The sequence below is a fragment of the Legionella nigrisilvae genome (assembly GCF_977063395.2).
Genome location: NZ_CDRUGZ020000042.1, coordinates 161,175 through 177,007, shown reverse-complemented (window position 1 = coordinate 177,007; position 15,833 = coordinate 161,175). Strand labels below are relative to the sequence as shown.

The window sequence follows — 15,833 nt, the reverse complement described above, 5'->3', positions numbered from 1 at the left end:
CGCGGTATGTCGGTTTATACCTCATCTAGATCAAGTAGCAATCACGGGTGTTGAACTTTGCAGATAGGGGCGGTTTGTAGTTAAAAGTTCATCCCGTTGTCAACATGCCACAAGATATACCTGTGACTGTTTTTCTTAAAAGAGGTAAATCATTTCTTTTCATCGCCTCAATCTGGATAAGGTTCAAAGGATGAACCAAGGTTGATCTTAATTGAATACTTTCCCCAAGCCAGGGTTGATGAAAACAAAAATCAGTTTCACCAGTTATTTGCTGGAAGAATTGAACGGTTGATTCCAGTTCTGATTGAAATGGTTTGAGATATTTATTAGAGCCAGTTAATTGACATAAGTACTGTTCCCAGATTGGGAGGTATACTTTGGAAAGGGTTACGCCTAATTGTTTTATAAAAGCAGCGAAAAGAGAGTTTTCTGTATAAAGCACCTTAAGCTTATTTTTTTCAAGGTTATTAAGCTCTAGCCAGGTTGAGCCAAGACCCCACCACGTTGGGAAAAGAAGTCGCGTTTGAGTCCAACATAAAATCCAAGGGATGGCTCGAAGCTTTCTTTGATCGGGTCCTGATTTACGTCTGGTTGGCCGTGAACCAATTTTCAACTCAGTCAAAAAATGATATGGAGAGGCCTGTTCAATTGTGGGCCAAAACCATTCGCTTTGAATCAGGTCTTTATATTTCTGACTGACTTTGTTCGAAAATACCACCAACTCCTCGGGATAACCCTTATCTATGTTGTTTTCTTTTTGTGAATAGATATCAATAAATTTGTCAACCTGACTTTTGAGTATGGAACTCGAACCAAAGAGTCTTGCAACCATCTCTCCTTGTATCGTCACTTTATAATGAGTCATCATTTCTTTAGACCAGGAGGCCGTTTGTTCTTTGATATCCCCGCCTCCTCGCTCAATACTGCCGCCCGATCCATGAAAAAAAATAGGCTTAAGGTTTTTTCTTTCTAGGGTAGACTGAATACTTTTTAAACTTTTAGCAATCATAACCCGGGAAGGTAAAACGCCATTTTCTTTTGACGAGTCTGAATAGCCCAGCATGACTTCATAATTTCCACCCCACTGTTGAAGATGCTTCTGTCTAATATCTTCAGTAATCGAGTGATTTAAGATTGTATCAGCGCTGGTCAGCGCAAGTTGGTTTTCAAACAAGGGGACGACAGGTAAGGCGTAACTTTTAAAAACATGTTTCACTAGGTTAATGCCATTTTTTATATCTTCAGCAGATTCAACCATGCTGAGAATAAAACCGCGGATGTAATTTTTGGGCTCTGCCCCTTGGGTAATCGAGTAAACCTGCTCCAGCATCTTGATAATCGTGGTTTTTTTTATACAGGTTAAACTTTCTTTTACAACCCCTGAATCTTCCCTGAGTTCTAGGGGTATAACCAGTCCGGGATAAAGTTGAAAAATACTGAAAATAATGGAAAATTGTTCGGGTTTGAAATTCAAAAATTGTAAAGTATTTTTTTGTAACGAAGCTAATTCTTCTTTGAATACAGATACTTTTTCGTGATCCCGTGGTTTTATTTTCCTGAGTTCCTGCGCTTTTTGAGCACTCTGTTTGATTTGATTTGTCAAAGTTTTGTCTTTGTCTAAAGCGGTGGAGAGTTTGACAATTTCTAGTACTTCTTGCAGAGATTCTTGAATGTAGGTTATAAAAAAAGAGCGAGAAAGTTCGAGACTCCTAACCATGATTTTTTCATTAACACCAGAGTGTCCATCTTTATCCCCGCCTACCCAAGTACGTAATTGGATAGGAATGCCTTGAGTTAAAAAGGAATGATACAGTTCAACATTAAGAGGATTAAGAGCGTATTGATAGATATAGCGCGCCTCGTCTTCTACGCTTGGTTTTTCGTGATAGGAAATATTAATTTGCAGTGAGATTTTAAGCATTTGATCTAAATGAGTCTCATTCATTAGATAGGGGGATTTAAGTACTTCAACCAGATAATCCCTAATTGCTTTAAACAGTTTTAAAAATTCATTAGTTCGCGCTTCTGTGGGATGTGCAGTTAAGACATAATGAATACCTTGAGGCTTCTCAGAAAAGACTTTTTCCTTTCTTTGATTAATACGAAAAATCCGGTAGGCACTCTCACAAGCATTGATGAGCTCCATCATGAGGGAAAACCCATGTGCAATTTGATAAAGCTGCTTTCCTTTTAGCTTGGAAAGCTCCATTTGCAGACTGTGAAGTGCCTTTCTTAGTGCACCGGTTCCACTGCCAATCGTATCTTGCATGGACAGTCGAATTTGTTCAATTTGTTCATAGGTCTCCTTCCCATAAACTTCTGCAATGGATTTTCCCAACCGAGTAAGGGACCATGAAACCATGTGGCTCAGTTCCCTTGGCAAATGGGAGACATTTTGTTTCATCGGTAACTCCGTGTAATAAAAGGATCTAAATAGTTCCATTCTGCAATCCGTCACGCATCGCCATTAAAAGAGCTTCCTCAACTGGTTAAAACACGTTTGATCATAATGCCCATTAAAGAAAAATCTTAACATGATTAAAATATACTTATACTGGAAAATAGTTTGTTTTACTAATCTCTCTGTCAAAGAAATGCAATTACCCAAAGCAAATTACCTATCAATTTTTTACGTTTTTATGAGTGTCTGGTGAGTTTATTTGAATGGCTTGGGCAGAAGTGATGGTACTGCCCCTTTTAAATCCTTAATTTTAATTTAAATGCTCGCAACCCGAGTCTGGGCTGTTAAAGCCCGGACTTAGCGCACCTCGGTCATTGCATCAGTTATTTCTGAATTTATTTTAGCTAGCTCCATCAATAAAAGAGGTTGCAATTTTTTCTGATAAAGCTTTTTCACAAAAAAAATTCAAAAGTAAATTAACTTTTTGTTCATCCGCCAGGGACTTGGGAAAAATTGCGTAAAGATTAATATCGGGAGACGATTCGTGAGGTAACACTGGGATTAAGGTTTCATTTTTTATTTCTTCATAAACTGAAAAATAAGGGGCCCATAGAAGCCCTACATCTGCAACGGCCGCCTGTTTTAAAACGGCTGCATTATTGCTTTTAAAATTTCCGGAGACAGGAATAATTTTTTTATTAAAAACCCATTTATTTTGAAGACCATAAAGCGAATTAATCAAACAATTATGCTTTGGTAAGTCATCGATCGTTTGAGGTGTTCCATGTTGCGCAAGATAACCCGGTGCGGCAAAGACACTCCGTTGGATCGAAAATAATTTTTTGCAAACCAGTTTAGAATGCTTCAGATCTTCGAATGAAATAGCTAGATCAAATGTAGAGGAATAAAGTTCTTTTATATCAGAGCCTACAATAACATCTAGCTCAATCTTAGGAAATTGTCGCATGAATTCAATAGATAATGAGGTTAAATAGGGAATGGCCGGGGTAACGGTAAGATAGAGTTTAATTGTGCCGATTAGTTCGACCTGATCCGATGTCGCAATTCCCTTTACTAACTCTAACTGCTCGAAAAGTTTCAATGCCTTTTCATACAGCTGATGCCCCGATTCAGTGACAACTAAGCGTGTTGTAGAACGAATCAAGAGGGTAACTTTTAATTCCTCCTCCAACCAAGTTATTTGCTTACTCAATTTAGAGGGAGATATATATAATTTCTGAGCGGCTTTTGAAAAACTTTTACAGTCAACTGTTGCAATAAAGCCTTTCAAACACGATAAGATATTCATATTTAATTTAATTTAATTTAATTTAATTTAATTTAATTTAAAATTTAATTCTTTCTAAGTGTATAGACCTATATGATTGTTTTGTAAATTCACATCTAATAACTCAGCGAGGGGAAGCTCCTATTGCTTCTGAAAATGATTAAAGATATCAATATGATATAATTTTGCCCCCGTAACTATTTTTATATTTATTGTGTAAAAGCTATGCCTAATCCTATTTGTTTTATTAATCCAACTTTAACCAAAAATATCCCTACTGTTGAAGCACTTATGAATTCAGTACATGGGGGATCTAGGATTAGTAGAGGCATATAAAGTTTATTGTGTGCCCAGTCAACTGGTGAGGATATACGCTTCGTACTTTCACCTGTTTTTTATTCAAACAGTCGCTCCAGCGAATGGTTTTATCTTCATAAATTATAAAGAAGGACGTAATAATCAGAAATCTCAAGTTTACAAAAACGTAGAATAATTGTATTTTCCGCTGGGATTCTTACGTAACACGATTTGAATCGAAGGATCCTATACGCATCCATGAAAAAGTGGGTCACAAAGCGTATTTCTTTATTTTTATTCTTGAGGTTTAATATGAAATTGTTTCGAATGATATTGCTAAGCTTTTTATTTTCTACTGCCCTAATTACTCATGCTGCGGCTGTTCCGACGGAAGATTATGATTTTCAACAAGAGCGAATGAAGCTTACGCCTGATTCTGTGATGGTTATTTCAACGTTTGATAGTCAAGATCATGTTACTGCCTATACCTATGCTGGAGTCCGTTTATGGAATGTCCCTTTCCACGCTAAAATATTATCATGGCAAATTGCAGGAGATTACGTTTTTGTTTTTTCTAAAGATCGTAAAGGAACAAAAACTTATATTACCTGCCTAAACCGACATACTGGAGCCCCAATTTGGCAAAAGCCTTAAGGCTTTAGTTCACCTGCTCTTTAATGTACCTTTTGAGAAAGTAATGGCAAATGCTCTGTTTATAAATCCTTATTTCTATAGAGCCCATTGTTCCATTCATTGCTCTCTATAGTCATGGTTTTCTTGAGTGTCATTCCCGCTTAGGCGGGAATACGTCCCTCCAATTAATTTCCTATTTGAGCTACGGATTCCGGCTGCGCAGGAATGCCTTAAATTTATGGAGGGTAAGAGATAGATGATGCTCGTTAGAGTAAAATAGGTTTGTATTTATTTAAAGATTTATGTATAAGCATTTCTTTTTTAACGTAAACAAGAGAAATAATATGCCAAAAACAATAAAAAATAATTGTCCTGGAGATGAAAACGCTTATGTTGAATTTGACAGTGGTTCAAAGATTTTTCGCGCAGTAGTACAAGATGTGGAATTTTTTGACACTCCAACAGGCTTAACTCATGTGAAAGTGGATTTTAATCGCGATGAAGCGAGGGTGGAGTTAAGTTTTGTTATTTCAGATAATCAATCCGTAGCAAAAAATCAAGCAAGTGAATTTCAAAATTTAGTAGGAAAATTAAACGCTACAAGCTTTTTTAATCAATTTTACCTTTCTCGAACCGACTTTTTTCAAAAACAATGCAAACATTTTGTCGGCTTGACTTCTAATGCCTCCAGTGAGAAGAAAAGCTCCATCACAAATCCCCATGAAAGCAATGGCCACAATGGAAATTTTGCATTTTAATTTTAAATTAGAATAGGTTGTTTTGACCAACGTTAGAATTTTGACAATAGTGGTTGAGTCAAGCGACTCAACCACTAATGAGCCATTACTTTCTTGGTGGAATCATTTTCAATAACTAAGTTTTGAGTATAAAGACTAGGTTTTCGGGTTAATATAGCAAAACCAAACACCAGCAGGCTAAAGAGTAATAAATAAACTAAATCCCAATACGGAGGGATAATATGTTTGCCCCCGTAATTACCAAGATAAGAGAAAATACCTAGACCAACAAGATACAATATAAACCACAGGCCTTGTTTAACATCCAATTCACGGTTCTCTTTCTTTTTTATAAAACAATAAAAAACGGTCCATCCTAAGCCCAGGAGCGTGATTACCAATAGTTTTCGCACGCTGTTGAACCCGGCCCAATAAACACCAACTGTGCAAACATAAAACCCCATAAAAGCAATAAGGTTGCAACTCGGTAATTGAAAAGGTCGTTTATAGTTTGGTAATTGTTTACGTAAACAAATAAGTGCGATAGGCCCGATGGAATAACTAACCATTAATACCGCCACAAGAAAAGCGGACATTTCCTGCCATCCATGTAATACAAGTGACATTATCGCAGCAAGAACAAAGTTCACGCCTAAACTCACCCACGGTACTTGGTACTTATTGCGTTTGGCAAGGAGTTGAGGTGTATGCACAACCGAGCTCATACTGCTTAACATATGAGCTGCTGTCGTTGAATACACCAGGCCAGTCGAATAAGGTGATATGAACGCATCAACGTACAATAAAATACTCAACCATACTATGCCGGCTAGAGCAGCCAGAGCCGCGAATGGTCCTGCGTCTCCTATAAACGATAAATTCATCCAGCCCTTTGCAAGTGAAGGACCACTAACACTGCCTATAAAAGCCCATTGTAAGCCTGTGTAAAGTAACGTTGTAAATAACAATGAACCACACAAAATCAACGGAATGTATTGGCCTGGTTTCTCAAGCTCGCCCATCATGATCACCACTTGCCTAAATCCCAATAAAGAGAAAAGTACACCACCACTTGACATCGCAGCCATAATCCCCTGCCAACCGTAAGGCATGAAACCACCATATTGAAAAAAATTACCTGGGTGATAACTCATGGTTACTAAGCTTGCGATGGTGAGTACGGGGATTATTATCTTCCAGACCGTAAATGCTGCATTAATGCGGGCAAATAAACCAATTCCAAAATAATTGAACAAAACAAAACTCATTAATACTATTAAGGACAGTAGATAGCCTAAGGGAGTATTTTTATAATTAACCCCATGCTGCATTACTAGACCTGGGATATAATTACTGGCGTATTGAATGACTCCTTGGGTTTCAATTACCGGCAGGATGGCTAACGAAAACCAGGTCATGCTGTTCACGAGCGCACTTGTTAAACGCCCATGAGTATATAAAGACAAGCAGGCCAAGCTATCGGACTGCGGAAACATCGTTCCTAACTCAGCATAGGATAAGGCCACAAATAAAAGTAAAAACCCTGCAATTGGCCAAGCTATAATGGCAGCCGGGCCAGCAAAATGAGCTGAATATAAAGAACCAAACAACCATCCAGAACCTACCATGCTGGTAATAGAAATCCAAAGTAAACTCAGTGGGGTTAAATTATTCTTCATCTGAATTTCCATGTCCTTATAGTTGATGCAAGCAACTTCAGCTCTGCGAGCATAAATAATTAATTGTAAACAGAAATTTCCAGGTTACCAACTATAAAAATAAACGAGAGTGCCTTTCGTTCGTTATAAAGCTCTGAGAGGGGACCTTGTGATGATGATCACCCAAGGCTCAAACGAGTTAGCTGAAAAAACTTTATGAAAGATGGAACAGAGAAATACGGAATGTGAGCCCAAATCAAGACTAAAACATGCACGAGAATTTTAGTGAAACAGTCAAAAAAACAAAGAGTCCTTATTTGCACTATCCACTCATTTGGAAATTATCACTTTCCAAATGAGGACGTTCTCAAAAAATTACACATTGTTTAAAATAAGAACATTTGGTAATGAATTAGGATTTGGATATGAGAAATCGGACAGCGGCGCAAAACTTTCTTACTCGAGTGGAACAATTTATTACCCCTCAATCAAATCCGCAAATTATGAAACAAATATTCTCTGCACTTGGTCTAAATGAACTGACCACGACCAATGAAGAATATAAATTTTTTATTCAAACAATTAAAAAACGAGTAATTGATTTGAATCCCCTGATTTCAAAAATCAAAGAAGGTATTTTAAATAACGAGTCCGTATGTAGATTACTGGCCTATATCGAAAAACATGAATTAATCAATGATGCAGAACTCCAAAACGCGGCTTCGACGATCCAGTTACAGATCAATTTACTATGCCTTTTAGAAGCGATCACCATTACTATGGCTAATAGTAACGATTTTGCTCATGACATGTATAACCATATGATGAAGCAGAGGGGAAGCGGGCCTACAGGTAATCCTTTTTACAACCTATTAATTGGAATCCCTTCACGGGCAACTTTATTCGAACGTTTAAAACTGATTTCGATAGATCCTGGTGTAACAAGTATCATATTTCATCGACTGATGGAAACCAATCCTGAAACTCCCGAAGATCTCCAGGATTTTGTAAATCAAAAGCATTTGTCTGGATGGAATGCCGATATCGAACTTGCTAATTTGGATGTTGCATCAACCAGCACACTCCCCGCAATGGCTGTTAATATTTTAGAAGCAGTATGGGAAGACGCTACAGGCCACAACAAAAATACCAGTGGTATGTTGAATGCCCAAGCAGGTTTAGGACTAATTGGTTTAATGGAAGAAAAAGAATACACAACTTCTTTTAAACTTGCTGAAACCACCTTACCTCAAGGAACTACGATTGCATCAGATTTAAGCTATTCACTGATACCCGAACTGAAAGTAGATAACTCAGTAAAAAAAGTATCCCAGTTTCATATCGATAAGGAATGGATGAATTTATACAATAGCTGGAATTTATTGTTTGTAATTGCAAATATTGATCCTGTATTCGTACCCATTAAATTGTTAATACCTAGTGTTTTTTCTGCGGAAGCATCCAATTATAAAGAAACAAGAGTACTCGCGCTATTTCTAGTGGCGAATCTCTTTTTAAATGAGCAGACTTCAAACAATCCGCTTTTTACTAATAATTATATTTTTCAAAATGGATCTGCAATTCTGAAAAAATGGGGTGAAATCAATAAAAATCATTCGAATGAATTATTACAACAGTTATCTCCCCAAGAGGGCAAAGACTCTCAGGTCTTATACAATCAAGTTCTAGGCGAGCATCCTACTGTAAACTTTGGATTAAAACTTCTATCTTACTTTCAAGATTCACATCAGTTTAGACTCACTAAAGCAAAAGAAAATAAATTAAATAATTTTTCTTTTTTCTTAGGTAATGCAGAGTCTAGGAATCCTGTAAAACCTGTGAGTTTAGATACTCCGAAGCGGGTGCTGGGATAAATTTATTAAGATTAATTAGTAAGGATTAAAAAGAGGAATTATTGTGTATAGCCCATGCGAATATGTTGCGCCCTCCTTGGATAAAACAAAAGACAACAAATACAAAAAATTTGTGCGAGAAATAACAGAAAATTATAACTCTCGTTCTTTTGCGGAAAAATTAGAGAAGTTTTTTGCTGCTTCCACAGAAAGAAATCCACCGCGAGTAGCCTCGCTTCCTGATTTGTTAAAGACGAACTTTATTGTAGGCGAAACCCACCATGATCGCGCTCCTAAGAATTTTTTAATTGAAAATATGCGCATTCTAAAGGCAGCAGGTTATACTACTTTATTCCTGGAACATCTATATTACGATGATCAGCAAGAGCTTGATGAGTACGATCCGGACTGGTTCTGTAACTCAGAAAAATATCAGCGAACTGAAGCTCGTATCGAACGTTTAAATGATGATTTTTCCTACCCTCTGGAAGTAAGAGATATTCATGATGAATCTTGCCATTGCCGACAATGTACTTATTTGGAAAAGAATCATTTTTTACAACTGGTCAAGGCGGCCAAACGTTGTGGAATCCGTGTGGTAGGAATTGATACGGAGTATACTTATTCGGAACAGTATAATGAGCGGCATAAAAAATATGCTTATGGCGGTCCAACAACTGTAAATAAGGATTCGTTTCGCGAAAGAAGTATGAATTATACTGCCGCCAAAATTATAGAGAAAGAAACCCAAGAGCATCCTGGGAAATGGTTCGCTTTAATGGGAGAATATCACTGCTATTCATCAGAAGAATTTAGTGGTGTACCCCAGCTTACAGGAGCTACAACGGCTCTTGTAAGTACGGACAAAAAATTGGATAAAATAAAAGTACAATTTGATGGAGTTGCGTCTTCCGAGGAGTCCATAGAATTTGGGAGTAATTTGACGCGAATAGTAAAGGTTCCTTACGGTGTCAATATTCAGACACCTCTTTTCAAATCCATTCCAGCTATTAAAAACCCGGTAGTTCAGACTATGGATTCCCGAAAGGAAGAAGAAAAAGAGCAATTACGAAGAGAGTTTCCTCGCCGCTGTGCAGCTCAAATTGAACGTTTGGATTCCATCTCAAAAATATTTAACAATTCCCATGCGAGGGAGAAAAAGAGAGTTCTTGAATTAGCGCAAAAAATCTTGAATGATGAGAACTTAAGTGTAAGCGATAGATTCACTGCATTTCATAAAATCATTAATGACCACCGGGCTACTTTAACAAGGCCTCATAGTACGATCCCCAAAGATGTTATGAAGGGATTGCTGGTTTTTGTTGCTTCCACACTTTTAGTGGTTCCTGGTATTTTGCTTGGCATGCGCTTTTTTAGTTCGCATCGCTCCACTACTATAGAAGAAGAAATAGTAAAACCATTAAATGATCTGATGCCATAGAAGATGTAAGTCATTGTAAGCGACCCCAACGAGCGCATTTTTTTGAGCATTGATATCCAAAATATTTAAGATTTTGAGGAATCCACTGTTTTGCCATTAGATTCCTCCCAATTAAATTATCCCCTCTCCTCAACTTTATAGAATCATGATATGATCTCAATTTAACCAAATTGCTTTTTTAGAGGGTTGATGTGCAAGGTAAACGAGAACCACAAGCTTATATTGATGCTTTAAGAAAGGGTGATTACGTCTTTGCAGCTATCGGTTTAAGCAAACTAATGTATGCTAAATATCAGTCATTAAGTAAAAGGGTTCTGTTTGCGGATGATGTGACCCCTTTATTGAGAAATTTATTTGCGGAAACAGACCTTTCTATTAACGACTTACCACTTATCCAATTCGGAATATTATATAATCAGGCATCCAATGAGTCAGAGGTTACCTATTATTTGACTCAAATGATGGCATCTGCCGCAGAGCTATTAAGTCATGAAGAATGGTTAAGAGAACAAGAAGGTAATCGAAATAAATCACCTAAAGATATCCGTCAATTGGTTAGGGATGAAATAACTGAAGCTTTTAAAAAACAAAATGGACTTCAGGAAGCTGAACGAATAACTGAAGGAAAAATGGGTATGGATCCGGGTGTTTTGGTTGCAAAAGAAACAACGTACAAAAAGACATGGGCATACGCTGTTAATCATTTAATAAATGAAAATAATGTTCTAATACGAGAAACCGGAAAAATACTACTTGATCGTCTCGACGAAGTAGGAGCTAAAATAGAAGAATTAGATCGAAAAGCTGTTTCCAAAGAAGGCGATAAAGAAATAGTAAGATTATGGCGAGAAACGCGGAAACATCAAAGAGAAGTAGAGGATCAACTTTCGATACTGATGGTTCAGCCGAAAGAGTTCCATGCAAACAAAGCTTTATCTTGGGTGATGGATCAAGATTTTTTGTACGAGGTAAAACAGCAAACTGAAGCCTATTTAAACTTTTTAAATAACAATCCTGTTGACGAACCAGAGAAACATAAAGGATTGTTAAAAACTTATGATGCGCGTAAATATGCTACAGCAATGATGCTTACAGCCATTAAAACAGCTTTTTTAAGACCACCTCAAGCAACATTGGCCATTTTACAAGATAATGCTAAAAAAATTGAAAATAACCGTCCTGGCTTTTGGGAATTAGGTATTGTTGCTTGGATAATTGATCATTTCATTAAAAAATCCGAGATGACAAAAATAACCGACATGACTTTAAAGTTAACTAAAGATGAGATAAAAAAACTAGGAACTAATAATTTTTTTTACAAAAAAGCGCATCATGAAACCATATCTGAAAGGAGCGGACATGAAGTCGTGATGAGGAGACTCCAAGGTTAATAACAAGCATTTTTAAAAAACCAGTCTTCAATAAAATAACTCAACTCGCTTTAAGTAAATTCAAAACTTTTAATCTGCTCATTAAGATTCGGTTTTCCCTTCACAGTTATTTCCTTTTCCTGAAAAAAATGGTGAACGTTTTTTTTTGCAAATTGGCTTTTTAGGAAGGACTCTATACTTGAAAAGAATGCTTCTGGAACATCTGATTCCATTGAATGGTCGGCTTGGGGAAATATAATAAATTGATTGTCTGGGATCTTGCTTGCCATGAGTTCGGAATGTTTTTTGTCGGTAATCCAATCTTCTTCGCCCACAAGGATGAGTGTTTTACAGGCTATTTCATGTAAGCGATCTTCATAATCAAATGTCCTTAAAAAACCTCCAAATCCTTGATTCAAAGGTTCATGAGCAAAAATATAATCAGGAGCTGGTCGAGTCACGGGGATATGGTGTCTTTTTTTCCAGGAATACATAGAATCCATAATATCAAAAAATTTATCTAATTCTTCATCACTGCTAAAACTGCCTTCCCATAACTGTTCACAGGCTTTTTGTTGCTCTAAGTTTCCTCTATTTTTGACATTTAAGCGTGCTGTATCAAGGTTTCTAAAACTTGGAGAGCCTGCTGCCAGCACCAGATTGGAAACATGGCTGGGGTAGGCAAGTGTATATCCTAATGCACACATTGCTCCATAAGATTTACCCAATAAAACGATTTTATCCAGCTTGAGATAGGTACGAATTTCTTCAACATCCCGAATATAATTTTCCATAGTATATAAGGAAGGGTCGTGTTTATCGCTTAATCCACATCCTCTAGGATCGATAAAAACCATTGTTCCAGTGGTGGCAAGACATTCATAATCTTTGTAATGAGAGTGATTCGCACCTGGTCCACCAGGCAGCATAAAAATGTAGGGCTTTTTATCGAGATGGTTTTCATTTTCACTCACTATCTTGATATGCAAACGAGTTGGGGGTGCATTATCTCGTGCAGGAATATCAATAAATAAATCCTTACTCCACATGTATTTCTCCTGAGTATTTTTTACAGACCATCTTTAATTAATTTGTAATCGGATTTCAAACAGCCCACATAGATTTAGGCTGTAGACCCAAGCTATTTCTTAGAAAAAATACCATAGAACAATCAGAAAGTAATCTTGTATTTACTATAGTTTGTCGGGCAACGACCCCGACAAACTCGGTAAAAATATGAGACAGAAAACTAGTTGTATAGTGGTCCTAAAACATTTCAGTCTTCAAACAAACCTCTTTTGAACTCCTTTAGAATCTGATTCCTTACTTATCTCTACCTCTTCTTTTGATGTCTTAGTTAGTTCTTCTTTATTATTCCCCTTAAATATAGAGAAGTTCATAAGGCTGCTTTCTTCTTTAGGATTTTTCTTGTCTGTGATGACATCTTTAATAAGGCTGGCTATTTGCTCATTATTTTTTAAAATATCCCATGCTTCACTATCATTGTAGAGTGCTTGAGCTAATTGAGGATAGTTTGGAAGGAATTCTAAAGTAAAGGAATGAAACAAGGACTTATCATCAGTTGCTGCTCGTTCAATGAAAAGAGTGGCTAGTGTTCTTAGTAAAGAATGGTGTTCTGGCGACAATAATCCTGTTCTCTTGATTGCGAATAAAACAGCTATCAATTCGTCAGAACCAATTAAAGTTCTTAAATCACGAAGTATAAGAAAAAGAAGGTGAAAATAGGATTCTGATTTCTTAAAAAACGTATGAGCTAGGGATTCCACGAACTTATTCAAAGCTTCTTTCGATAAATCCTGTTTGGAATGATAGTGTAGAAGAAGCGTTGTTAAATGCTCTGGGGCAATATATTGTGAGATCTCAAAATTCCGAATAATGGGTAGAAGAGTTTGTTTGTTATCTTCTGCATAACTAGGACTACTAATAAGTAATTGATTGAGTTCATCAATCGCAGGAGGAAAACCCACTTTTGCTGCACACAGGACTGAAGACAGGTCACTTTTTTTCCCTTTGCATTTTACTTGATACTGATTTTGATACCATGCAACAAGGTTAGAATTTTCTATTGCCGCAAATTCCAACAATAGAGGAGATAATTTAGTTATCTCTTTCTCATGCCAATAGACTACCGCCGCTAAAGCGACTGCAGGCACCTTCATAATTAATTCTTCGAATACATCAAAAGCCGCTCGATCATTTGTGCGAACCAGCTGCATGAGTGTCTCAATGGCTTCCTTTTGCTTTTCACCAGTGTGTTCTAAAATCATCGTTTTGACTTGCAGTACCTGCAATTCTTTTTGGAGCCCTTGAATTTCCTTATTTCGTATACCCGAAGCAATATCTAAATAATGGTGCGCTTTACTAAAGTTTCCTGTATTAGAATAATAAGAAGCAAGCTCCTTTGCTACTTCAATCATATTTTCTATGTGCTTATCCGTATCATTTTGGCTACATAGTGCATCCAAAGTTTCAACTGCCTCAGGCATCCTTTGTTTCACCGCCTGCAAAAGATAATTAACCCCTCGTCTCAAATAAAAACTAACTTCCTGCCGGGCACCAGGTTTTGCATCAGGACGCATCGCTTTGATTTTCAATGCCATTGCGTAATGACAAGTTAACTTACCTAATTCACTTAGAAAAACCGAATTTTTCTTGCCTATGAGTTCCTCCGCTTTTTGTTTGCATGGGCCTTCTGTGAGAAAAAAATATCGATAAATTTTTATAAAATCATCAGGCTTATTGGAAATAAAATGCATTAAATTAAATGTTTCAGGCATGTGTTCATTATCATTAGGGGTAATCCCAAGGGCTTCAAAAATTTTGAGGTACACGCGTGCTTGTAGAGTGGGTGAGGTTGCACCACTACCACTCAATAATAAGAAAAGGTACATTAGTTCAAGACGACTTAATGATTCCGACTTTTCTTGCTTATTGTTATTGTTGGTAACTTTATCTCCTTCAATATCAAAAAATTGGTGCCCTTGATCATATAAAAATTGTGTCAGTATGGTCGCACCTTTCAAATAACACTTAAGGGACAAGGAATCGGGGTGGGTTATTTGACACCCATAATATGCCTCAATCAATGCCTTTAAAAGGACATTAAATTTTTTATAAGGACTAATTTTTTTTAGATGAGTGACTTTGGAGTCTACAGGATTTAAGTTTTGAATCGCTTTGATTAAATCTTTTTGACTTAGTTCTAGATTTTGCTTTAACGTGGAGAGCATGTTATGAAGAGAAGTCTGGCCATCTGGCTTTAATAGTTTCATGCTATTTTCAAGCATCTCAATCTCAGCTTGCAATTCGTTAACTATTTTTTTAAGAGTAGTTACCTGCCCATTTGTAATCTCGTTGATTTGCGTTCCTTGTATAAAAGAAAGGAGTTGTGGTTTAGGGTCCCTTTCTAATTCAGCGAATTCTGCAAGGACATCAAAATCAGAAATAGATAACTTTTCGAACTCTTGAATCAGTAACTCAAGTTGCTTGATAAACACATCGGGTTTTTCTTGTAAGAAAGTCTGTAAGAAATTAGTCAAAGATTCAGTAGTATACTGGCCAGCTCCCTTTAGTAAAGTCATTAAATCAGGAGAAGAAATACGTTCAAAAGGGATATCAAATCCCAACGCTTTATTTAACGCGTTTTTTACTTCTGGAGGATAATTCGTATCTTGGCTTTTACTAAATCCATCAGAACTGAATATGTTTTCATAAATGTTGTCCCAATAAGTTGGACCGCTATCCCCATCAATCCAAAACCATATATATCCATTAGATACACCAATAACTGTTGCGAGTCCTTTTGGAGACATAACCCTATCTAAAAAATAGGTTCCAAAAGGTTCGGTTGCTATCTGGCTAATCTCGAAAGAAATTAGTTTCTTGGATTTAGAAGAGATTATGATCGTTGATACAGGCTTAATAGAATTTAAAATTTCAATTTTTTTCTGCACAATTTCACCTTGATTACTAAGATTTAGGAAAGGACATTTTTTTGCATATTAAAACAAAAAATTCAAAACGAGAACAGATACTTTATATAGAAATCATATTGATCAACAAATCCTCAGAAGGGTTTTAAATTGAAAGTAAATTATGAAGAAAAAATGGTAATTTTCGCGCACGATGGAGTGT

At 36.7% G+C, this 15,833-nt stretch carries 10 protein-coding genes; 5 read left to right on the top strand and 5 right to left on the bottom strand.

What is annotated here, in order from left to right:
• Positions 1-88: 88 nt before the first annotated feature.
• Both ACWTE2_RS29270 and ACWTE2_RS29265 read right to left on the bottom strand, forming a co-directional pair.
• Complete coding sequence (locus tag ACWTE2_RS29270) at positions 89-2,404, bottom strand: phosphoenolpyruvate carboxylase (RefSeq protein ID WP_454785510.1); 2,316 nt, start codon at positions 2,402-2,404, stop codon at positions 89-91.
• A 397-nt stretch (positions 2,405-2,801) separates the two neighbouring features.
• Positions 2,802-3,710 carry a LysR family transcriptional regulator gene (locus ACWTE2_RS29265; protein WP_454785509.1) on the bottom strand — a complete coding sequence of 303 codons (909 nt, stop codon included), beginning with the start codon at positions 3,708-3,710 and terminating at the stop codon, positions 2,802-2,804.
• A gap of 588 nt (positions 3,711-4,298) precedes the next feature.
• Between ACWTE2_RS29265 and ACWTE2_RS29260 the strand changes: the two genes are divergently transcribed.
• Together ACWTE2_RS29260 and ACWTE2_RS29255 are read left to right on the top strand one after the other, a co-directional pair.
• Complete coding sequence (locus ACWTE2_RS29260) at positions 4,299-4,640, top strand: hypothetical protein (protein WP_454785508.1); 342 nt, start codon at positions 4,299-4,301, stop codon at positions 4,638-4,640.
• Positions 4,641-4,963: 323 nt separating this feature from the next.
• A complete protein-coding gene (locus ACWTE2_RS29255) occupies positions 4,964-5,377 on the top strand; it encodes a hypothetical protein (RefSeq protein ID WP_454785507.1) in 414 nt (137 codons plus the stop codon).
• A gap of 74 nt (positions 5,378-5,451) precedes the next feature.
• On the opposite strand, the gene ACWTE2_RS29250 is transcribed toward ACWTE2_RS29255, so the two are convergent.
• Positions 5,452-7,035: an APC family permease gene (locus tag ACWTE2_RS29250; RefSeq protein WP_454785506.1), complete on the bottom strand. Its 1,584-nt coding sequence runs from the start codon at positions 7,033-7,035 to the stop codon at positions 5,452-5,454.
• Positions 7,036-7,439: 404 nt separating this feature from the next.
• Between ACWTE2_RS29250 and ACWTE2_RS29245 the strand changes: the two genes are divergently transcribed.
• The 3 genes from ACWTE2_RS29245 to ACWTE2_RS29235 all read left to right on the top strand — a co-directional run bounded on the left by ACWTE2_RS29245 (position 7,440) and on the right by ACWTE2_RS29235 (position 11,699).
• Entirely contained in the window at positions 7,440-8,888 is a 1,449-nt protein-coding gene (locus ACWTE2_RS29245) for a symporter (RefSeq protein ID WP_454785505.1), read from the top strand.
• A 43-nt stretch (positions 8,889-8,931) separates the two neighbouring features.
• A complete protein-coding gene (locus ACWTE2_RS29240; RefSeq protein ID WP_454785504.1) occupies positions 8,932-10,308 on the top strand; it encodes a membrane-targeted effector domain-containing toxin in 1,377 nt (458 codons plus the stop codon).
• Between the two features lie 191 nt (positions 10,309-10,499).
• Positions 10,500-11,699, top strand: coding sequence for a hypothetical protein (locus tag ACWTE2_RS29235; RefSeq protein WP_454785503.1), 1,200 nt, complete (start codon positions 10,500-10,502; stop codon positions 11,697-11,699).
• A 50-nt stretch (positions 11,700-11,749) separates the two neighbouring features.
• On the opposite strand, the gene ACWTE2_RS29230 is transcribed toward ACWTE2_RS29235, so the two are convergent.
• Together ACWTE2_RS29230 and ACWTE2_RS29225 are read right to left on the bottom strand one after the other, a co-directional pair.
• Positions 11,750-12,727 carry an alpha/beta fold hydrolase gene (locus ACWTE2_RS29230; RefSeq protein WP_454785502.1) on the bottom strand — a complete coding sequence of 326 codons (978 nt, stop codon included), beginning with the start codon at positions 12,725-12,727 and terminating at the stop codon, positions 11,750-11,752.
• A 234-nt stretch (positions 12,728-12,961) separates the two neighbouring features.
• Positions 12,962-15,652 (bottom strand): hypothetical protein, encoded by a 2,691-nt coding sequence (locus ACWTE2_RS29225; protein WP_454785501.1) that lies wholly within the window; start codon positions 15,650-15,652, stop codon positions 12,962-12,964.
• Positions 15,653-15,833 lie beyond the last annotated feature (181 nt).

Excerpts from the sequence above, each read along its gene's own strand:
- ACWTE2_RS29270 (WP_454785510.1), bottom strand. The coding sequence starts at position 2,404 with ATGAAACAAAATGTCTCCCATTTGCCAAGGGAACTGAGCCACATGGTT.
- ACWTE2_RS29245 (WP_454785505.1), top strand. The coding sequence starts at position 7,440 with ATGAGAAATCGGACAGCGGCGCAAAACTTTCTTACTCGAGTGGAACAA.
- ACWTE2_RS29250 (WP_454785506.1), bottom strand. The coding sequence starts at position 7,035 with ATGAAGAATAATTTAACCCCACTGAGTTTACTTTGGATTTCTATTACC.
- ACWTE2_RS29230 (WP_454785502.1), bottom strand. The coding sequence starts at position 12,727 with ATGTGGAGTAAGGATTTATTTATTGATATTCCTGCACGAGATAATGCA.
- ACWTE2_RS29260 (WP_454785508.1), top strand. The coding sequence starts at position 4,299 with ATGAAATTGTTTCGAATGATATTGCTAAGCTTTTTATTTTCTACTGCC.
- ACWTE2_RS29255 (WP_454785507.1), top strand. The coding sequence starts at position 4,964 with ATGCCAAAAACAATAAAAAATAATTGTCCTGGAGATGAAAACGCTTAT.
- ACWTE2_RS29265 (WP_454785509.1), bottom strand. The coding sequence starts at position 3,710 with ATGAATATCTTATCGTGTTTGAAAGGCTTTATTGCAACAGTTGACTGT.